This window comes from Streptomyces sp. NPDC054842, from assembly GCF_053611025.1.
Genome location: NZ_JBSGZN010000002.1, coordinates 118,287 through 136,339, shown reverse-complemented (window position 1 = coordinate 136,339; position 18,053 = coordinate 118,287). Strand labels below are relative to the sequence as shown.

The window sequence follows — 18,053 nt, the reverse complement described above, 5'->3', positions numbered from 1 at the left end:
GGAGATCCTGTGCTTGCCCAGCGCCAGGCTGACCCTGGCCGAAAGCGGACACGCGACCGGCGTCCCGGTCCCCCGCCGTTGCCACACCCGCCCCTGTGACGCTGCTGAGCGTGCCGTGCCGGAGCGCCGCATCCCCGGCCGCTACCGGCGCTTCCCCGGGCGGAAGCAACCCTGGGCAGGCTGGAAGTCCGCTTGAGACCGGCACGGTGTCCGCCCGGGGTTTGGATCCGATCGGCCGTTCACGCGTCGACTGGCATCTCGAGGACGGCATGCGCGGCCCGGGCCACTCGTTTCGGGATGGAGTCTCCGTCCGGCGTCGGCAACAGCAGGTGGCTGATGGTCAATCGGACGACCAGATCCGCGGCCTCTTCTCTGCGGTCCCCCGGGGTGTCAGGGACTGCCGCGTCGAGCCAGGCCCCGACCAGCTTCCGCGCCTCGGAGAACACCGGCTCGGGTCTGCTGCTCAAATACGGCAGCAGAGCCTCCGTGCCGCCTTGCGCCGCCGACACCACGGCAGCGACGAACGGGTTGCTCCTCGCCTCGGCCAAAGTGTGACCCACGCCTGCTTCCAGTGCGGCCTTCACATCCCCACGGTGACTGTCCAGAACAGCGCCGACTCCGAGCAGGAAACGCTCTGTTTCGCGCTGCACGAGCGCCCGTCCGATACCGGCGCGGTCACCGAACTCCGCGTAGATGGACGGCCGGGACACCTCCGCCCGCTGCGCCAGGTCCGCCACCCTCACCCGGTCCCAACCCGCCTGCGTGGAAAGGAGCCACGCTTCCCGCAGGACCCTCTCCCGCATCTGTTTGCGCCAGGCGATCCGTGGCGGATCGGGTGGCAGGTCATCGAGGGCTTCGGTCACCAGGGTCCTCCTTCACTGTCCATTGACTGCCCATCAGAACTTTTACACGGCGCAGTGTTTGTCAGTCGAATACCGAGCTGGCACGCTCGGCATTCTCCCAAGGTGCCTCCGTCGAGACCGTAAGCCGGCGAAACCGCGGGAGCGTGCCGCTCGCTGCCCAAGGAGGCTTCATGTCCCACCGCGACTCCCGTGCGCCGCTCGCATGGCGCGACCGCAAGCGCCACTTCTGGCCTTTGGCGCTCGCCGTTCCGACTCTCCCCTTCCAGGCGCTGGGACTGGTCGATCTGACCGGTAGCGGCCTTCTCTGGTGGTGGGGACCTTTCTTTGCTTTCGTCCTCATCCCGATCTTCGATCATCTGCTGGGCTCGAACGAGTCGAACCCGCCGGACGAGGTGATGAAGGCTTTGGAGGCGGACCGCTACTACCGCTGGTGCACCTACCTCTACCTGCCGCTGCAGTTCGGCGCCCTCGTATGGGCCTGCGGTAAGTGGGCCGGCGGCACCCTCTCCCTCGCACAAGACCTGGGACTGACCGCCACCACCGGAGTCGTGGCCGGCGTAGCCATCAACACCGCCCACGAACTGGGGCACAAGCGGGAGCAGTTGGAGCGCCGCCTGAGCCGCATGGCGCTCGCGCAGACCGGTTATGGCCACTTCTACGTCGAGCACAATCACGGGCACCACATTCGCGTGGCCACCCCCGAGGATCCGGCCAGTTCACGCCTGGGTGAGAGCTTCTGGCGATTTCTGCCCCGAACCGTAGTCGGCAGTCTGCGGTCAGCCTGGCACCTGGAGCAGCGAAGGCTGCGGCGGCGCGGCAGGGCCGTGTGGAGCAGGCACAACGACGTCCTGACCGCCTGGTCCACAACCGGGGTCCTGTTCGGCACCTTGACCGCGGTATTCGGCCTCAGGGTGCTTCCCTTCCTGCTCCTGCAGGCAGTACTGGGTTTCTGTCTTCTGGAGACCGTCAACTACCTCGAACACTATGGGTTGCTTCGCCGGCAGAGGCCCGATGGCCGCTACGAACGCGTCACCCCGCGGCACAGCTGGAACAGCGACAACACCATCAGCAACCTTCTGCTGTTCCAGCTCCAGCGGCACTCCGACCATCACGCGAACCCACTGCGCCGCTACCAGACCCTGCGCCACTTCGACGATGCGCCGCAGTTGCCCTCCGGGTACGCGACGATGATCGTCCTGGCCTGGCTGACACCCCTGTGGCGCAGGGTCATGGATCCACGGCTCACCGACCACTACAAGGGTGACCTGTCCCTGGCCAACGTCCATCCGCCCCTGCGGCACACTCACCCCTCCCGGTACAAGCCGGCACCACCGGACACACCGACCTCTCGCCACAACGTCTGAGGCGACCACTGCGCCTCGCGCGGAGCTCTTCCGGCGCGGCTGCCGTGCACCTCGTCCGTGACGGAACCACCGGCATCTCCGACCCCGACACGGTCACTTCGGCACACGTCGAGCGGGAACTCGACGTGACGCGCGCCTCGGCAGCTTCCCGACCCGGCCCCACCCCGAACACGGCCCCGCGCACGTTGAGTTCACCGGCCACCGCCCCGGCTCCCCATGCCGAGCCCGGCCGGCATCCCGCTCGGAGAACCCTTGACACTCCGGGCGGCACCGCGGTCGCCACAATGCTGCCCGATGCCGATGCCGATGCCGATGCCGGTGCAGGCTCCGGGCCGGCTCCGCGTTCCGGCCTCTCGCCGGCGGGCACAGCCGGGAGGGACACGGCCTTTCCGTCCTGCGGCACATGTGCCCACCCGAGTCGGCTCAACGGCAAGGCCAACATCGGGGTGCCCCACGGGCTCAGGCGAGGGCGGTCGCCAGACAGGCGAAGGCGGCGATGATGACGGCGACGCGGACGTAGTGCCAGCGATCCCAGCGGTTCATCTGCTCCTTCCAGTCCGCCGGCCGGTTCTCGGGAGTCCACGTCTTGTTCCGGTTGTTGATCGGGACGAGCAGCAGGAGCGACATGACCACGCTGAGGATCAGCAGCCCCGCCGCGGTGACGACGAGGCCGGTGCCGGGACGGTCCCAAGCGGCGACGGCCCAGATCGCGGCGAGGACGAGCGAGCCGATGTACCAGACCGGCATCACGGCGCCGAGCATCCGGCCGCCATGGGCGCGGCCCAGCTGGCCACTGTCCTCGGGCAAGGCGTTGAGGATCCGATTGATGACGAAGGCGACGGAGAACTCGACTCCCACCATCACACCGACCACCACGGTGGTTACGACTTCCAGAGCGTTGAGCATGACGACCCCTCCAGGATCTAGCGTTGCTAGCTTCTAAGGTGACGCTAGTACTACTGCCGCTCGCTTGTCTAGCGGTGCTAGTATTCAGTTATGTCGGTCAAGGAACGCAAGGAGCGCGAACGGGCGGAGCGCGAGCGCCTCATCGTGTCGACAGCCCGCGAACTCGCCGAGGACCAGGGCTGGGACGCGGTCACCACCCGCCGGCTCGCCGAGCGCATCGAATACAGCCAGCCCGTCCTCTACAGCCACTTCCGCGGCAAACGCGAGATCATCGGCGCCGTCGCCCTCGAAGGCGCCACCGAGATGGCCGTCGCGCTACGGGCCGCGACCTCCTCCGCGAATGGTCCACGCGCCCGGGTCACCGCTCTCGCCCGCGCCTACCTCGATTTCGCGGAGCGCAACCGGGCTGTCTACGACGCCCTGTTCCAGCTCGACGGCGGCCTGGCGTACGCGCAGGAGGACACCCCCGAACCGCTCAAGGACGCCTTCGCCGCACTGCAGGAATGCCTCGGCGAAGTCGCGGGGAACGGGGTCCACCCGGGGCTGTTCACTGAGGTGTTCTGGGCGTCCCTGCACGGGATCGCGACCCTGACCCGGGCGGGACGGTTGCCGCCGGAAGACACCGAGCAGAGGGTGGAACTGTTGGTGGACCGCCTCGCCGTGCTTTGACGCCAACCCGGCGCTCCCCATCGGCGTGGGCCTCGTTGATGTCGATGACGAAGTGGCTGCACTCCTCGGAGGAGGGCTGATTCGTGCGATCAGGCAGCCTGATCCGCCTCGGCCGGCACAGACGATTGCAGCCGGTTGGGCAGTCCGTACCGCGCCGAGGTGATGCGGATGCCGGCTGTCACCGCGCCTCCATGCTGGATACTCAGGCACTCAGGACGGTGTCATTCACCGGTGCCGCCGTCGATCAGCTCGCGGGCCACGTCGAGCTGCCCGACGTGGCGCGTACTCCTGCAACTGGCGTCCACCCTGATCCGGTCTTTCCGCTCGACGCGTTGATCAGAGCAGCTCGTGCACAACCAGCCGCGACCGTTTCCCCGAGAAGGCACTTCTCAAGGCTCGGGACTCTCGGTTCCGGGCGGCGAAGAGTCCTCGCTTGTCCGCGTGCACGACCAGGACGTCGTAGCTGTCGATGACCTCGGAGACGCCTCGTGTCTGGATGGTGTCCCTCCAGGCTTCCGTGTTCCGGCCGAACAACTCCGGCAGTCCGCAGGGCTCAGTCACGGCGTCCCAGAAATCGTCGAGCGTCTGGATCGACCTGTCTCGCAGGTCGACCACCAGCTCTGGTTCCGTCCTTCTGGCCATCACGACAGCGTAATCAACCGTCGCCCATGGCGGTGAAGCTGCAAAGGGACAGCCCTGGCCAACTCACCGATCGCCCCGCCGCCTGGCCTCAAAGAGAACACCGGCTCCGCCCGGCCTCCGACGGTGAAGTCACAAGCCCGCATCCGTGAGAATCCGGTACATCCGGGCGGGCGGCAACACCGCGTTGGCGGCGGCGTCCTCGGCCACCTGGGGATCCGGGTCTGTGAGCAGCTGCTCCAACAACGCGTCCGTGATGTTGGGATGGCGTGCGACCCCGCGGCGCAGGAAGGGCTCCGCAGCGGCGGCGAGTTGCTGCAGGTCTGGCTCAGCTAGCTCCGGCTCTTGCAGGGCGAGGTAGCGCACGCTCGGGCTGGTCTCGTCCATCAGCGTGCGCAGCACCCGACGGGGGAAGTTGGGGTGGTCGACGAGGAGCGGCCGGATGTGGAACACGTCGCCCTGTGCGCGTACAAGCCGCTCCAGGACCTCCGGGGGCGCGTCCGGGCGGCGGGCGGCAGCTCGACGGACCAGGAGATCCGGGTCGTTGTCCAGCCGACGCCATGCCTCTTCAGGTAGGTCGCGACAAGAGGCCAGTACCCGGCGGAATGCCGGGTGTTGGCAATCAAGGTAGGTCAGCCGCTCGTCGAGGGGCGCTTCCCGCAGCCATGTCGGTTCGGCGAAGTTCCAGCTCAGGGCTATCTCGGCATCGATGCTTCCGTTCGCGCGCTCGGCTTCCACGAGCGCATACAGCCGGTCCCGGGTTTCTGCGTCCACATGGCGACTCTGCGCAGCCGCGACCCACACGAGCGGGTCGTCCACGTCCAGTAGCCGGGCCACCATCTCCGCCGACAGATGAGGGTTCTCGGCGACAGCCTGGTGAACCTCCTCGTCCTCGCTCCGCATCAGCTGCGCGAACTGTTCGGACGTGAGCGGGACGCAGCGCGCCACGTTGACGCGCACAGCAGGGTCGGCAAGGCAACGTTGCCTCCACTCCGGCGGGACACCCGGTTGCGGATGCTCGGTGGCGGCTGCGCGGACCTGCGGCTCGGGATCCGCGAGTAGGCGCACTTGGACGTCGAGGGGCCGGTCGTGCCAGGCGCGGGCGACCGCGGCGCGCACGCGGGGACTCGGTGCGCTGACGAGTGCCGTCCGAGGCCGACCGTAGGCTTCCTCCAGGTCCTCCACGCCGACCGGCACCTCACGGTCCACCATGTCGCGGACGAAGTCCGGGAAGGCGTCACGGATCGCCGGATCGGGATGCTCCGCGACCCTTCGGCGCAGCTCAGGCGAAATCCGGTCGCCGTGAAGGCTTACCGCGGTGATGTCATCGCCGTGCGTCAGCAGAACCTCTACGACGGCGTCGTCCAGCCGCCCGCGACGCAGCGATATGCCGTGTTGGCCGGCCTTATGGGTGGCCAGGCGCATCAGGACGTCCTGGGGAGCCGCTGGGTTGCGTGCCAGGCCGGACAGCTGCGGATGCTCGAGGCTCGTCATGCGGCCAACCTAGTCCCGCGTCCACCGGCCTACGGAGCAACCCAGGGCCAGGAGCGATGCGGTACGACAGGGCTGGGCAGGCCGGATCCCCCAGTGACTACGCGGCCAGCGTCTCATCCTGTTGGGACATCCCCATACGGCTCGCGCTGTACTGATCCAGCAGCGCGTCGGCCGCGAGCAGAGCTCGTTCGGCAGTGCGGGCTCCGGTCATCACGCACAGCGTGTACGTGGAGTCCTCCAGGTCCCGGCTGGTGCGGCCGGTGGGGCGCACGTCATGTTCGATGCGTGCCTGAGCGAACCGGGCCAGTACAGCGCGCAGTTCCTTCTCCGCCGGAATGATCACCGGTGCTCCTTCTCCCTCAGAACCCCTCCCGCAGCGCGGCCTGTCGCACTGCGAGGAACGGGCTGCATCCAGCCACTGGCGCCACAGCTCACCACCGGGCACGTCAAACAGCCCCCATGTGCCCCGCGCCGTCGGTTCCATGCCACCGTGCTCGCCACGCCCCGACCCGCCCACGTATGGCGGGAGGCATAGAGCCGGCGATCGGGGTGCGCTACGTCGACGGCGGTCCTGGTCTGCCCGCCGGCCGGCACACCTGCCCGCCCCTGAGCCGCAACGCCCGAGCCCGCTGATCACAGCAGCATGTACGTCGCCGGCTGCCCCTCGCCACGGGATCGCTGGGCCAGTCAGGCGGGAGCCGCACTCCTCGCCAACCGGCAAAGCCGGCCGCTGTGCATCCGCGCTCAGCGTGCAGCTGACGCGCACCGCGCAGCGGCCATGGACTGCCCCTGACGCGCACCGCGCGGCGGCCACGGGCCGTGCCTGGTGCACACGCTCAGCGACGAGTCATCGTCACAGCCAGCGAGACAGGAGCAGGTCAGCGCCAAGTTGCCCCTGTCCCCGTGATTGCCCGTGCGGCACTTGGGCACCCGGCGCTCGTGGCAAAGGCACATCGCATCCTGCTGACCGGGTGGTTCAGCTTCCTGGACGGGGAGGCCACCGCGGGGGACGTGCTCGCGCTGCACCGGGTGCAGGAGGTACTCCGACAGGCGGGTCTGGACCACGACACCGCGTGGAGTCCCGTCTTCCGGCCGTCGGGGCCGTCCCTGGATCAGGTCCGTCCGGAGGACTACTCTCACCTGGTGTTCGCCTGCGGCCCCGTGCACGGTCCGCAGATCGAGGAGCTGCACCGGCGATTCGCGCACTGCGTACGGATCGCTGTCGGCACCTCCGTCATCGACGCGGCCGGCCCCGCGGTCACCGGCTTCCACCGCGTTCTGGCGCGAGACGCCCCCGACACCAAGCCGACGCCGGACCTGGCGGTCGACGCGCCCGTCTCCCCCGCCCGCCCTGTGGTCGGTGTCATCCTCACCCACGGGCAGCAGGAGTACGGGGCACGCCGCCAGCACGCACGGGTCGCGAAAGAGGTGACACGCTGGCTGGCCGGCCAGGACTGCGCGCGTCTCGAACTGGAGACCCGGCTCGACGTGCGCGACTGGCGGTTGTGTGCGACACCCGCCCAACTGGAGTCGGTACTCTCCCGGCTCGACCTGGTGGTGACCGACCGGCTGCACGGCATGGTGCTCGCTCTGCGGGTCGGGGTCCCCGCAGTGGTCGTCGACCCGGTCGAGGGCGGCGCCAAGGTGACGGCGCAGGCGCGCGCATGCGGCTGGCCCGCGCTCGTCCCCGTCGAACGGCTCAGCGATGACGCTCTGGATCACTGGTGGGACTGGTGCGCGGTCTCCGGTCGCGGGGTCGCCCGTGACATCAGTTCCGGCTGGCGCCGGAGTGCGGCGGCGGACCGCGCCGAGGAACTCGTACAGACTCTCCAGTCCGTGTCACCGGTCAGTCAGGAAGGGTGACCACGGCGGCCGGTCCGGTCCGCAGTACCGAGGGATCGGGCTCGCCGGGTGCCGGGGCTGCCATCGACGAACGGCACCGGGGCAGGCCCGCCCGGGTCAGCGACGCCGGTCCTTGCCGGGGCGCACGGCGCGCGGATACCGAGGACGCCGCAAGTGACGTTGAGCCGCCTCGTGGAGCTGTACGCGGGACGCTTTCTTCGCCGCACGATGCACGATGCGCAGCGTACGGCGCCACGCTGGGCCGGATGGATCGCCCGCTGGCCTCGGCCGGCCGGGCCCCTCCGTACGCTAGCAGTGCCGTTCCGGCCCCCTACGCGGCCTTCCGAACCCGGCCACCCGGGCGGCGCAGTGGAAGCCATCAATGGCTGCGGGGCGCGTACATGATCACGGCCATGCCGGCGAGGCAGATCAGCGCGCCGATGACATCGAAGCGGTCGGGACGGTAGCCGTCGGCGACCATCCCCCAAGCGATCGACCCGGCGACGAAGACGCCACCGTACGCGGCGAGGATCCGTCCGAAGTCGTCGTCGTTCTGGAAGGTCGCGACGACACCGTAGAGCCCCAGAGCGATCACTCCGGCGCCGATCCAGATCCAGCCCTTGTGCTCGCGGATGCCCTGCCACACCAGCCACGCTCCGCCGATCTCGAACACGGCGGCGACGACGAACAGGGCGACAGAGCGAGCGACGGTCATACCGGCTGACCCTACCGACGGACCGTGCCGATGATCTTCAGCGAAGCCTGGGGCGCAACGCATCCGCAGCTGCTTCACCCGCAGTCCGCGGCGTGCGGGAGCAGGAGCTACGACGCCGGCCCCTCCACCACGTTCCGCCGGCGAGCACCGCGAGGACGACGGCGAGGGCCGGCAGCCGGCCCACCACCGCCCGGGCGCCGGCGCCGACGACACCCGCCGCGATCAGGACCGGCAACGCGCAGCACGCCACGCACGCCAGGGCGGCCAGACCCCCGAGCGCCTCCGGAGTCCGATGGGGGCGCGCGTCAGCAGCAGGGGCCGGCATGGCGGTTCTCCTCGGCGAGGTCGGTGAAGGGGATGGGACAGCAACCGCTGGACGCGCACACCGTCAGGTCGTCGCAACCCGCGTCGACGGCGGCGGCCAAGGCCGTACGGATGGCGGTGAGGTCCGCGATCTTCGCGTCGACCTCGGCGAGCTTCGCGGCCGCACGCCGTTGCAGCCCGGCGGCCGGGCGGCCATGGCGGTGGCGGCCCGTTTCCAGCAGCTCGGCGACCTCTTCCAGGGTGAAGCCGAGTCGCTGGGCGGCCTTGATCACCCGCAGGACGGTCACCGCCTCTCCCCCGTACAGGCGGTGGCCCCCCGGGCTGCGCTCGGGTTCGTGCAGCAGGCCGCGGCGCTCGTAGTAGCGCAGGGTCTGGATGTTCACCCCGGCCGCCCGGGCGACCTGCCCGCTGCGCAGCAGGTCGTCACTCACCGCGGTCCTCCCTCACCGGTGGCGCCCGACCGTGCTGCCAGCGCGTTCAGGACCGGTGCGTGCACCTCGTCCACCGTGACGTCGAGCAGCAGGGCCCCGGTGTGAGTGGTGACGGTGAAGGTGAAGAAGGAGCAGCAGCCGCTCTCCTTCTCCACCAGGGCACGGATCGGCCCTTCGACGCTGGTGTCGCTGCCCAGGTCCAGGCGGAGCCGCAGTGGGTGCGGGCGGGACACCTCCCGCAACCGTTCGGCGAACAGCCCGTCCCATTCCGCCACCCGCAACGGCCGCTCCTCCTTGGGCAGCGTGCAGGACTGCGGAACCCGGTCCAGGTCGGTCATCGCACTCGCTCCCGTCGTCACGTCCTCCGGCTGGGGACACCTCCGACGGTAAACCTGTACCTGGGTACAGGGTGCAAGGCCCACCAAGCCCTTGGAGCACCCCGTCGCCGGGTCTTCCACGTCCACGATTCTTCGGTAGCGGTTGGAGGAGCGCACCTCCCGGCAGCCCGGCACTTGATGGGCCAGGCAGTCGGCGGTCAGGGAAGAAGGCAGGACTTCACCCGCGCCCGATACGCCGGGGAGCGAGCTGACCGAGCACGGCCACCGCTCGCGAACGGACCGGGGCCAGGACCTGGCGAGGACAAGGCCGGGTCAGTACAGCACCCTCAGGGCGCCCGGCAGCACCCGCGCGGTGACGGGGAGGACGGCGTCGACCTCGCCGTCGGCGCCGTACGGGACCTCGCGGTCCGCCTCGATGCGGATCTCCCGGCCCTGGAGGACGCGCACTTGGGGCCGTCGGACGTGGGCGCCCGAGGAGAGTTCGTTCATCAGGGCGAAGAACAGCCGGCGCGGTGCTTCCCGGATCAGCACCACGTCGAGCAGCCCGTCGTCCAAGCGCGCACCGGGGGCGATCATGCGACCGGAGCCGTAGTACGGGGAGTTGGCGGCCACGACGGTGTAGCCGCGGTGGGTGTGCTCCTCGCCGTCGACGGTCACGCGGTAGGTGGCCGCCCGCCAAGTGGCCACGGCGCGCAGCCCGCCGGCGTAGTAGGAGGCGGCGCCGCGCAGCAACTTCGCCTCGTTGGCGTGGCGGTTGGCGAGCGCGTCGACTCCGGCGTACACGCTGCCGAGGACGGTCGTGCGGGGATGGACGGCCGACTCCACCTCGACGGTGTCCACCGCGCGCGGTGGCGCGTGCAGCAGGATACGGGCCAACTCCATGGGTTCGGAGGGGAGTCCGAGGGCCCGCGCGAAGTCGTTGCCGCGGCCCGCGGGGACGAGGCCGAACAGCACGTCGGTGCCGCTGAGGGCTCCGCCGATGCCGCCCGTGATGCCGTCGCCGCCCACGGCCAGGACGACGCGCTGCCGCGCGCCCGCCGCTCGGGCGAGGTCCTGGGCGTGGGCCAGGCTGCGGCTGTACTCGGTCTCCAGCTCGGCCCCTGCCTCCCGGAGCAGCCTGGCCACCCGCAGCAGCGCGGCGGCTGAAGTGGAGCCGCCCGCGCTGGGGTTGACGATGGCGGTGAACTGTCGCATCGGTGGGCCTCCGGGACGCGGGGTGGGTGGGGCGGGTGAACCGGCAAGGTGGTCGGGTCAGTCGAGCGGCAGGAGGACGCCGGGGTTGAGCAGCCCGGCCGGGTCGAGCCGCTGCTTGACCGCCCGCAGTGCGGCGATGCCGAGTTCGCCGGCCTCCCGGACGTACCAGTCGCGGTGGTCGGTGCCCACACCGTGGTGGTGGCTGATGGTGCCGCCGGCCGCGCCGATCGCCTCGTTGGCGGCGTGCTTGGCCGGTGCCCAGTGCGCCACGGGGTCCTCCCCCTGGGCGGAGACCACGGTGAAGTACAGCGAGGCGCCGTTCTCGTAGACGTGGGAAATGTGGCACATGACCAGCGGCGGGGTGCCGGCCTCGGTGAGGGAGGTGGTGAGCGCCTCTTTGACGGAGGCGTAGAGCTCGGGGATGCGGGACCAGAACGCCGCGGTCTCCAGGGTCTCCGCGAAGGCCCCCGCGTCCAGGAGCGCGTCGCGCAGGTAGGGCGCGGAGTACCGGCCGTGGGCCCAGCGCCGGCCCGGTTCCTCGCCGAGACAGGTGCCGCCGCACTCGCGCAGGACCGCCTCGCCCTGCCGGCTGCGCAGTTCGGTGTCCTCCTCGGTGCCCTCGTAGCCGACGACGGCGACGCATCCGGCGTCCTGCGGTGCGTCCTGGGCGCCGATGGCGTCGGGCTGGGCGAGGCCGACGAAGGTCTCGGTCTCGTCGGACAGGCGCAGCACCGTGGGGCGCGGTCCGTCCTGGGCCAGGCGCCTCAGGGCCGCGGCGCCCTCTTCGAAGGAGGCGAAGCGCCAGCCCTCGTAGCGCCGTGCGGCGGGCTGCGGGCGGACGCGGACGGTGACGGAGGTGATGACGCCGAACGCGCCCTCGGACCCGAGGATGAGCTGGCGCAGGTCGGGGCCGGCGGCCGAGCGGGGGGCGCGGCCGACGTCGAGTGTGCCCTGGGGGGTGGCGAGGGTGAGGCCGAGGACCATCTCGTCGAAGCGGCCGTAGCCGGCGGACGCCTGTCCGCTGGAGCGGGCCGCGGCGAACCCGCCGATGGTGGCCCATTCGTAGGACTGGGGGAAGTGGCCCAGGGTGAAGCCGTGTTCGGCCAGCAGGGCCTCCGCCCGGGGGGCGCGCAGACCGGGCTGCAGGGTGGCGGTGCGGGAGACGGGGTCGAGGGCGAGCAGGCCGTCCATGCGGCGCAGGTCCAGGGCGACGAAGGGGCGGGACCGCTCGGGGGTCAGCCCGCCGACGACGGAGGTGCCGCCCCCGAAGGGGACGAGGGCAAGGTCGTGTGCGGCGCAGGCGTCCAGGGCCGCGAGGACCTCGTCGTGGCTCGCGGGCAGGACCACCGCGGCCGGGATGTCGGCGACGTCGCCGGCCCTGATGTGGAGCAGGTCGGGGGTGGACTTGCCGCGGGTGTGCCGGATACGGGTCTCGGCGTCCGTACGGACGTGATCCGGGCCGCCGACCGCGACGGACAGGGCGTCCAGGGCCGCCGCGTCGAGCGGTGAGGCGGGCACCGGGATGGCGTCGAGGGCGACCGGTGCGCTGCGGGCGGGCTTGACCCCGAGCAGGTCGCGCAGGAGCCCGATCACCGAGTCGGGCAGCTCAGTGGCCTTGGCGGGGTCTCCCCACCCGCTCCACAGCATGTCCATGGGGTTGTTCCTCACCGGTCGGATGCAGGGGGTGCCGCAGTGAGCGGCATGAGGCCGTGGTGCGGACGAGGTGCTGTCCCACGACCTCGTGGCGCGTTACACTGTGACACATGACGCCTATTCGTCACAACGGTCCGGACGGCACCTCCGCCGGAGACCCCGTCCTGGACGCCGTACGCGACTGCGTGCTGGCCGTCGGAGTACGCCGCACGACCCTCACCGACGTGGCCCGGCGCGCCGGGGTCTCCCGGATGACGCTCTACCGGCGCTGGCCGGACGTGCGGACGCTGGTGGGAGACCTGATGACCCGCGAATGGGTCGAGGCGGCCACCAGCGCGATGCCCGAGCGGCGGGCCGGCACCTCCGCCCGCACGCTGATCGTCGACGGTCTGGTGGCGGGCGTGCGGGCGTTCCGCGAACACCCGCTGTTCCGCAAGATCATCGACGTGGACCCCGAACTGCTCCTGCCCTACGTGCTCGACCGGCGCGGAGCGAGCCAGGAAGCCCTCCTGGAACTGATCCTCGGCACCCTGCGCGAAGGCCACGCGGACGGCTCGGTGCGCGCCGGCCACGCCGACCGGCAGGCCCGGTCCCTGCTGCTGATCGTGCAGTCCTTCACGCTCTCCCTGCGCACCATGACCGACGAGGACGACCCCGACCTGAGCAGCGACGCGTTCCTCACGGAGCTGCGGACCGTCCTGGAGAGGATTCTGACGCCATGAGCACCAGCAGGAGCGCGTCCGACACCGCACCGACGCCCGGCTCGTCCCTGACCGCCGCACGGCGCGCCGACGAGCTGGCCCGGATCGTGGGCGGAGCCCCCGTCGACCTCCTGGTGGTCGGCCTCGGCGCCACCGGTGCCGGTGTCGCCCTGGACGCCGCCGCACGCGGCCTGACCGTCGCCGCGATCGACGCGCACGACCTGGCCTTCGGCACCTCGCGCTGGAGCTCCAAGCTCATCCACGGCGGCCTGCGCTACCTGGCTTCCGCCCAGCTCGACGTGGCTCACGAGAGCGCCGTCGAGCGCGGGATCCTCATGGAGCGGACCGCCCCCCATCTGGTGCACGCCCAGCCCTTCGTCCTCCCCCTCACTCCCCTGGTGTCACGCGGTCAGGCCGCCCTGGCGCAGGCCGGCTTCCACGCCGGTGACGTCCTGCGCCTGGCGGCGCGCACGTCCCGCGCCACCCTCCCGGCGCCGCGCCGCCTGTCCGCCGTGGAGACCCGCACACTGGCCCCGGCGCTGCGCTCCACCGGTCTGCGCGGCGGCCTGCTGTCCTTCGACGGCCGGCTCACCGACGACGCCCGCCTGGTCACCGCGATCGCCCGTACGGCCGCCGCCCGCGGCGCCCGTGTCCTGACGCGGGTACGTGCCCTGGAACTCACCGGTCGCGGCGCCCGCGTCCGCGACGAACTCACCGGCGAGGAGGGCGAGATCCGGGCCCGCGCCGTCGTCAACGCCTCCGGCGTGTGGGCCGGCGGCCTCGTCGACGGCATCCGCATCCGGCCCTCGCGCGGCACCCACCTCGTCCTGCGCGCCGAACACCTGGGCGCGGTGCCGGCGGGCATGCACATCCCGGTGCCCGGCGAGACCAACCGGTTCGTACTGGTCCTGCCGCAGGGCGACGGCCGCGTCTACGTCGGGCTCACCGACGAGCCCGTGGACGGCGGCATCCCCGACGTGCCCGACGTCCCCGACACCGACATCGGCTTCCTCCTCGACGTGCTCAACTCCGCACTGGACGTGCCCGTCCACCGCGACGACGTGGTGGGCGCCTTCGCCGGGCTACGCCCACTGCTGGACACCGCTCCGGCCGGCAGCTCGGGTGCCAGGACCGCCGACATCTCCCGCAGGCACGCGGTGCACACCTCGGCCGACGGTGTGATCACCGTGGTCGGCGGCAAGCTCACCACCTACCGGCGCATGGCCCAGGACGCCGTCGACGCCGCCGTAGCCACACACGGGCTCGGCGCGGGCCCCTCCCCCACCGCCACGCTGCCCCTCATCGGCGCCGCGCCGCCGCACGTCCTCGCCGCCGTCCAGGCGCCGTCCCGCCTCATCCGCCGCTACGGCACCGAGGCGGCGGCCGTACACGCCCTGAGCGCCGAGGACCCTCGGCTGGGCGCCCCCGTACTGGAGGGCCACCCCGTCACGCAGGCCGAACTGGCCTGGGCGGTACGCCACGAGGGCGCCCTGGACGAGGCGGACCTCCTCGACCGCCGGACCCGCATCGGTCTGGTCCCCGAGGACCGCGCGAAAGCCGTACCGGCGGCCCGGGAAGCGCTCGGCGAGAGCGTGAGCAGCGCATGAACGCCTCCCCTGCGCCAGGCCACACCCTGGCGCGGCGCAGGGGGGCAGGGGGGCAGGCCGAGGAAGCCTCACCGGTCGGGCGTCCCGTGGCCGCGGCGGTGCGCATCGACTGCGGGTGAAACCCACTCCTGCCGCGAACGCGCGCATTCTGGGACCACTCGCCGAAACAGCGCCCACAGCCCTTGCGGCAGCGACCGCTGCGCCAGCAGCAAGAGCGAATGGACGTCCGGCTGTTGCGTTGGAGGCGTCGGGCCCGTTGTCAGTGGTTGGACCTACCGTGATGTGGACCAGCCCGGCGTCAGTAGAGGATGATCATGACAACATTGGAGAACCGGCCGAACACCGCGCTCCTTGTCGTTGACGTGCAGCGAGGTGTCGTCGAAGGGGCATACCGGCGCGACGAGGTCGTCGCGAACATCGCCGGCCTCGTCGAGCGAGCACGGAACGAAGGAACGCCGGTCGTCTGGGTCCAGCACTCGGACGAGGGCCTCACGAAGCAGAGCGAGGAATGGCGGATCGTCCCGGAACTCACTCCGGCGACCGCCGAGCCGCTCGTCGGGAAGAGCTACGGCGACTCCTTCGAGGACACCACTTTGGAGGACGTGCTCCTGGGCCTCGGTGTCGGACGGCTCGTCGTCGTCGGCGCCGAGACGGACGCATGCATCCGCTCGACGCTTCACGGCGCCTTCACCAGGGGCTACGACGCGACCCTGGTCGGCGACGCCCACACGACGGGCGACAAGACGGCATGGGGTGCGCCGCCGCCCGACCAGGTCATCGCGCACACGAACCTGTACTGGACCTACCAGACGGCGCCAGGGCGGACGGCCGGGACCGTCGAGACCAAGGACGTCGACTTCGGCGGCACGTCCTGACGAACTGGTGATTCCCCAAGGGCTGGCCGCCGGACGGCCCTTGGCTTCGATCGACCGCAGGGCCCCGGATTATCGGGCACGCCTCCATCGCAAGGGCGGCAGCCCGAAGGGGTCCTGCATTTCCTGAGTGCCGGAGTACTCGACGGGGCGGGGGCGCGGGGCCTGCCTGTGCGGGAAAGTTTCGGGTGTTGCGCAGAGCGGTCGGGCCGGGCCCTCGGTGTCTCAGGCGCCGTGGGTCCCTGGCGCGCCATACCGGGCGAGCATGGTCAGCACCGCTTGGTCGACCGCGTTGGTGATGGCGGAGTCGTCGGGCTCCCAGTGCGCGAGCAGCATCCGCGGCCAGAACACGAAGTTGGAGATCATCCCGAGGAACTGGGTCGCCGCCGTCTCGGCATCGTCGAGCCGGGCCGTACCGGCGGCGTTCTCCGCTGTCAGGTAGCGGCGGACCGATTCGAAGTAGGGCATCTTGCCGAGCCTGAACTGGGTCTCGCCGAGCTCCGGGAAGCGCGGCGCCTCGGCGATGACGATGCGGAAGAGGGCGGCCATGCCGGGCTGGGTGAGAAGGGCCACGTATCGGCGTCCGATGGTCTCAAGCCCCGCGCGGAGGTTCCCTGGCTCAGGAAGGGGCGCCTCCTCGTCGCCGACCTTCCAGTACTCGGTGACGATCGCCTCGAACAGGGCCGCCTTGGTGGCGAACTGCTTGAACAGAGTCGCCCTCGACACTCCGGCCGTCTCGGCGACGCGGGCCAGTGAGGTGCCGTCGTAGCCGGAGTCGAGGAACAGCTTCGTCGCCGCCTCGATGATGGACGTCCGCTTCTGCGCTGCCACGCGCCGGTGGTACTCCGAAGGCTGTGCCGTCATGCCCTCCAGTATGCCCCAAGCTGCGAGGTGAGTCACTTGACTCACCTTCCATCCTGCTCCTACCTTGAGAGGAGAGGTGAGCCACTCGGCTCACCATCAGGGAACGCCTGGGAGGAATGCGTCATGGGACGCTTTGAGGGCCAGACCGTCGTCGTCACCGGCGGCAGCGGGGGCATGGGAAGCAGCCATGTGCGGGGCTACCACGCCGAGGGGGCGAACGTCGTCATCGCCGGCCGCGACGACGACGTCGGCCGCGACCTCGCCTCTCAGCTCGGCCGTCGCGCGCTGTCCGTTCACCTGGACGTCACCAGCGAGGACGACTGGGCGGCGGCGGTGCGAGAAGTCGAAGGCCACTTCGGGCCGATCACCATCCTGGTGAACAACGCGGGAGTCCAGAACCCGGCGGCCCCTGTCGAGCACACCGAACTCCGCGCCTGGGAGCACACCTTCAGCGTCAACGTCACCGGCCAGTTCCTCGGCATCAGGGCCGTGACCCCGTCGATGCGCAGGGGCGGCGGCGGAGCCATCGTGAACATCGCCTCGACCATGGCCCACGTCGGCACGGCCTACTACGCCCCCTACACCGCCAGCAAGTGGGCCGTACGCGGGCTGACCAAGACGGCCGCGCTGGAGCTGGGGCGGGACAACATCCGGGTCAACTCCATCCACCCCGGCGTCGTCTCCACACCGCTGATCAACGAACCCACCGTCGCGGGCCGGCCGGCCATCGCCGACTTCTACTCCCCCGACCCCTTCGCCATCCCCCGCCTCGCCGAACCCTCCGACATCACCCACCTGTTGCTCTTCATCACTTCCCAAGAAGCGTCGTTCGCCACGGGTTCCGAATTCGTCCTGGACGGGGGCCTGCTGCTCGGCCCCGCGCTAAAGACCGAAGCCGATGTCGCGGCGTGAGCCTGCGTTGCGGTACGACGTGTGCGCCGGCGGACGCCCGCTACGACGATCTTGTGCAAGGCGGAGCGATCCCGCCGTGCACGAGTTGGCCACGGACAGCGGCCGCCCTATGCATGCAGACGGCTCATGCCGAGCGCGGCGGAGGACCGACTCCGATGCGGCGGCCAGGGATCGTCGCCGCATGACGCCGGCCAGGCCCCGGACCGGAGCGGGCGGCCAGTGCGTCGGCGACGACGCCGGTGGCGAACCCGTAGACGGTCTTGTGCAGCACGTCCACGGGCTGCTCTGCCCGCGGCCAGGTCTGCGGCGGCGCGCCGGTGCCGGTGGCGTTCTCCAGGATCTGGTCGGCGGTCAGGCGCACGACCGTGAATGTGCCTGAGGACAGGGGGCCGCGCAGACCGGCGTGAGCCATGACCGAGCGCAGGATGCCCATGGCGGCCGCCTGCCCCGCGTGCATGGCCCAGTTCGTCGCCACCGGCGCCGTTTCGTCCGGCATTCCGGCCAGCCGCTTCAGGGTCCGGCCAGGGACGTACGAGTCGGGTCGCCCGGTGAGGCGCTGCTCCGCCTTCTCCCCGAGCGTCATCGCTGCCACGCCGACCGCCCCCGCGAGCAGTCCCTGCCACCATGCCTGCTTCATCATGCGCGGCGAGTACCCGACGTCTGTC

19 protein-coding genes are annotated in these 18,053 nt (G+C 70.8%); 7 read left to right on the top strand and 12 right to left on the bottom strand.

The window, feature by feature from the left end:
- Window positions 1–239: 239 nt before the first annotated feature.
- Window positions 240–863, bottom strand: coding sequence for a TetR family transcriptional regulator (locus ACWGIS_RS02350; protein ID WP_453360547.1), 624 nt, complete (start codon window positions 861–863; stop codon window positions 240–242).
- Between the two features lie 170 nt (window positions 864–1,033).
- Here ACWGIS_RS02350 and ACWGIS_RS02345 point away from each other — a divergent pair, with 170 nt between their 5' ends.
- Entirely contained in the window at window positions 1,034–2,227 is a 1,194-nt protein-coding gene (locus tag ACWGIS_RS02345; protein ID WP_453360546.1) for an alkane 1-monooxygenase, read from the top strand.
- A 459-nt stretch (window positions 2,228–2,686) separates the two neighbouring features.
- Here the strand turns inward: ACWGIS_RS02345 and ACWGIS_RS02340 are convergent, their stop codons facing one another.
- Entirely contained in the window at window positions 2,687–3,133 is a 447-nt protein-coding gene (locus ACWGIS_RS02340) for an anthrone oxygenase family protein (RefSeq protein WP_453360545.1), read from the bottom strand.
- 90 nt (window positions 3,134–3,223) lie between these two features.
- Here ACWGIS_RS02340 and ACWGIS_RS02335 point away from each other — a divergent pair, with 90 nt between their 5' ends.
- Window positions 3,224–3,802 carry a TetR/AcrR family transcriptional regulator gene (locus ACWGIS_RS02335; RefSeq protein ID WP_453360544.1) on the top strand — a complete coding sequence of 193 codons (579 nt, stop codon included), beginning with the start codon at window positions 3,224–3,226 and terminating at the stop codon, window positions 3,800–3,802.
- Window positions 3,803–4,138: 336 nt separating this feature from the next.
- On the opposite strand, the gene ACWGIS_RS02330 is transcribed toward ACWGIS_RS02335, so the two are convergent.
- The 3 genes from ACWGIS_RS02330 to ACWGIS_RS02320 all read right to left on the bottom strand — a co-directional run bounded on the left by ACWGIS_RS02330 (window position 4,139) and on the right by ACWGIS_RS02320 (window position 6,278).
- On the bottom strand, window positions 4,139–4,444 hold the full coding sequence (locus tag ACWGIS_RS02330) for a barstar family protein (protein WP_453360543.1): 306 nt from the start codon (window positions 4,442–4,444) through the stop codon (window positions 4,139–4,141).
- A gap of 129 nt (window positions 4,445–4,573) precedes the next feature.
- Window positions 4,574–5,935, bottom strand: coding sequence for a hypothetical protein (locus ACWGIS_RS02325; protein ID WP_453360542.1), 1,362 nt, complete (start codon window positions 5,933–5,935; stop codon window positions 4,574–4,576).
- Window positions 5,936–6,032: 97 nt separating this feature from the next.
- Complete coding sequence (locus ACWGIS_RS02320; protein WP_453360541.1) at window positions 6,033–6,278, bottom strand: DUF5133 domain-containing protein; 246 nt, start codon at window positions 6,276–6,278, stop codon at window positions 6,033–6,035.
- A gap of 596 nt (window positions 6,279–6,874) precedes the next feature.
- On the opposite strand from ACWGIS_RS02320, the gene ACWGIS_RS02315 reads away from it, so the two are divergent.
- Entirely contained in the window at window positions 6,875–7,798 is a 924-nt protein-coding gene (locus ACWGIS_RS02315; protein ID WP_453360540.1) for a polysaccharide pyruvyl transferase family protein, read from the top strand.
- Window positions 7,799–8,156: 358 nt separating this feature from the next.
- Here the strand turns inward: ACWGIS_RS02315 and ACWGIS_RS02310 are convergent, their stop codons facing one another.
- From ACWGIS_RS02310 to ACWGIS_RS02290, 5 genes are all read right to left on the bottom strand, one after another.
- The gene (locus tag ACWGIS_RS02310) at window positions 8,157–8,492 is read right to left on the bottom strand and encodes a YnfA family protein (RefSeq protein WP_453360539.1); all 336 of its coding nucleotides are present in this window, start codon (window positions 8,490–8,492) and stop codon (window positions 8,157–8,159) included.
- Window positions 8,493–8,797: 305 nt separating this feature from the next.
- Window positions 8,798–9,247, bottom strand: a complete 450-nt coding sequence (locus tag ACWGIS_RS02305; RefSeq protein ID WP_453360538.1) for a MerR family transcriptional regulator — start codon at window positions 9,245–9,247, stop codon at window positions 8,798–8,800.
- Window positions 9,244–9,585: a hypothetical protein gene (locus ACWGIS_RS02300; RefSeq protein WP_453360537.1), complete on the bottom strand. Its 342-nt coding sequence runs from the start codon at window positions 9,583–9,585 to the stop codon at window positions 9,244–9,246. The genes ACWGIS_RS02305 and ACWGIS_RS02300 overlap by 4 nt, the downstream gene beginning before the upstream one ends.
- Before the next feature lie 312 nt (window positions 9,586–9,897).
- Window positions 9,898–10,779, bottom strand: coding sequence for a YegS/Rv2252/BmrU family lipid kinase (locus ACWGIS_RS02295; RefSeq protein WP_453360536.1), 882 nt, complete (start codon window positions 10,777–10,779; stop codon window positions 9,898–9,900).
- A gap of 57 nt (window positions 10,780–10,836) precedes the next feature.
- A complete protein-coding gene (locus ACWGIS_RS02290) occupies window positions 10,837–12,432 on the bottom strand; it encodes an FAD-binding oxidoreductase (RefSeq protein WP_453360535.1) in 1,596 nt (531 codons plus the stop codon).
- Between the two features lie 110 nt (window positions 12,433–12,542).
- Between ACWGIS_RS02290 and ACWGIS_RS02285 the strand changes: the two genes are divergently transcribed.
- From ACWGIS_RS02285 to ACWGIS_RS02275, 3 genes are all read left to right on the top strand, one after another.
- Window positions 12,543–13,154 carry a TetR/AcrR family transcriptional regulator gene (locus tag ACWGIS_RS02285; protein WP_453360534.1) on the top strand — a complete coding sequence of 204 codons (612 nt, stop codon included), beginning with the start codon at window positions 12,543–12,545 and terminating at the stop codon, window positions 13,152–13,154.
- Window positions 13,151–14,740, top strand: a complete 1,590-nt coding sequence (locus ACWGIS_RS02280; protein ID WP_453360533.1) for a glycerol-3-phosphate dehydrogenase/oxidase — start codon at window positions 13,151–13,153, stop codon at window positions 14,738–14,740. Before ACWGIS_RS02285 ends, ACWGIS_RS02280 begins: the two co-directional genes overlap by 4 nt.
- A gap of 314 nt (window positions 14,741–15,054) precedes the next feature.
- On the top strand, window positions 15,055–15,615 hold the full coding sequence (locus ACWGIS_RS02275) for an isochorismatase family protein (protein WP_453360532.1): 561 nt from the start codon (window positions 15,055–15,057) through the stop codon (window positions 15,613–15,615).
- Between the two features lie 222 nt (window positions 15,616–15,837).
- Here ACWGIS_RS02275 and ACWGIS_RS02270 read toward each other — a convergent pair whose 3' ends face one another.
- Window positions 15,838–16,476 (bottom strand): TetR/AcrR family transcriptional regulator, encoded by a 639-nt coding sequence (locus tag ACWGIS_RS02270; protein ID WP_453360531.1) that lies wholly within the window; start codon window positions 16,474–16,476, stop codon window positions 15,838–15,840.
- 123 nt (window positions 16,477–16,599) lie between these two features.
- Between ACWGIS_RS02270 and ACWGIS_RS02265 the strand changes: the two genes are divergently transcribed.
- Window positions 16,600–17,388 carry an SDR family oxidoreductase gene (locus tag ACWGIS_RS02265; protein ID WP_453360530.1) on the top strand — a complete coding sequence of 263 codons (789 nt, stop codon included), beginning with the start codon at window positions 16,600–16,602 and terminating at the stop codon, window positions 17,386–17,388.
- A gap of 124 nt (window positions 17,389–17,512) precedes the next feature.
- On the opposite strand, the gene ACWGIS_RS02260 is transcribed toward ACWGIS_RS02265, so the two are convergent.
- Window positions 17,513–18,028, bottom strand: coding sequence for a hypothetical protein (locus tag ACWGIS_RS02260; protein ID WP_453360529.1), 516 nt, complete (start codon window positions 18,026–18,028; stop codon window positions 17,513–17,515).
- Window positions 18,029–18,053 lie beyond the last annotated feature (25 nt).

Coding starts and splice junctions, on each gene's coding strand:
- ACWGIS_RS02340 (WP_453360545.1), bottom strand. CDS start 3,133: ATGCTCAACGCTCTGGAAGTCGTAACCACCGTGGTGGTCGGTGTGATG.
- ACWGIS_RS02280 (WP_453360533.1), top strand. CDS start 13,151: ATGAGCACCAGCAGGAGCGCGTCCGACACCGCACCGACGCCCGGCTCG.
- ACWGIS_RS02335 (WP_453360544.1), top strand. CDS start 3,224: ATGTCGGTCAAGGAACGCAAGGAGCGCGAACGGGCGGAGCGCGAGCGC.
- ACWGIS_RS02345 (WP_453360546.1), top strand. CDS start 1,034: ATGTCCCACCGCGACTCCCGTGCGCCGCTCGCATGGCGCGACCGCAAG.
- ACWGIS_RS02325 (WP_453360542.1), bottom strand. CDS start 5,935: ATGACGAGCCTCGAGCATCCGCAGCTGTCCGGCCTGGCACGCAACCCA.
- ACWGIS_RS02260 (WP_453360529.1), bottom strand. CDS start 18,028: ATGATGAAGCAGGCATGGTGGCAGGGACTGCTCGCGGGGGCGGTCGGC.
- ACWGIS_RS02270 (WP_453360531.1), bottom strand. CDS start 16,476: ATGACGGCACAGCCTTCGGAGTACCACCGGCGCGTGGCAGCGCAGAAG.
- ACWGIS_RS02330 (WP_453360543.1), bottom strand. CDS start 4,444: ATGGCCAGAAGGACGGAACCAGAGCTGGTGGTCGACCTGCGAGACAGG.
- ACWGIS_RS02275 (WP_453360532.1), top strand. CDS start 15,055: ATGACAACATTGGAGAACCGGCCGAACACCGCGCTCCTTGTCGTTGAC.
- ACWGIS_RS02290 (WP_453360535.1), bottom strand. CDS start 12,432: ATGGACATGCTGTGGAGCGGGTGGGGAGACCCCGCCAAGGCCACTGAG.
- ACWGIS_RS02300 (WP_453360537.1), bottom strand. CDS start 9,585: ATGACCGACCTGGACCGGGTTCCGCAGTCCTGCACGCTGCCCAAGGAG.
- ACWGIS_RS02310 (WP_453360539.1), bottom strand. CDS start 8,492: ATGACCGTCGCTCGCTCTGTCGCCCTGTTCGTCGTCGCCGCCGTGTTC.
- ACWGIS_RS02295 (WP_453360536.1), bottom strand. CDS start 10,779: ATGCGACAGTTCACCGCCATCGTCAACCCCAGCGCGGGCGGCTCCACT.
- ACWGIS_RS02265 (WP_453360530.1), top strand. CDS start 16,600: ATGGGACGCTTTGAGGGCCAGACCGTCGTCGTCACCGGCGGCAGCGGG.
- ACWGIS_RS02285 (WP_453360534.1), top strand. CDS start 12,543: ATGACGCCTATTCGTCACAACGGTCCGGACGGCACCTCCGCCGGAGAC.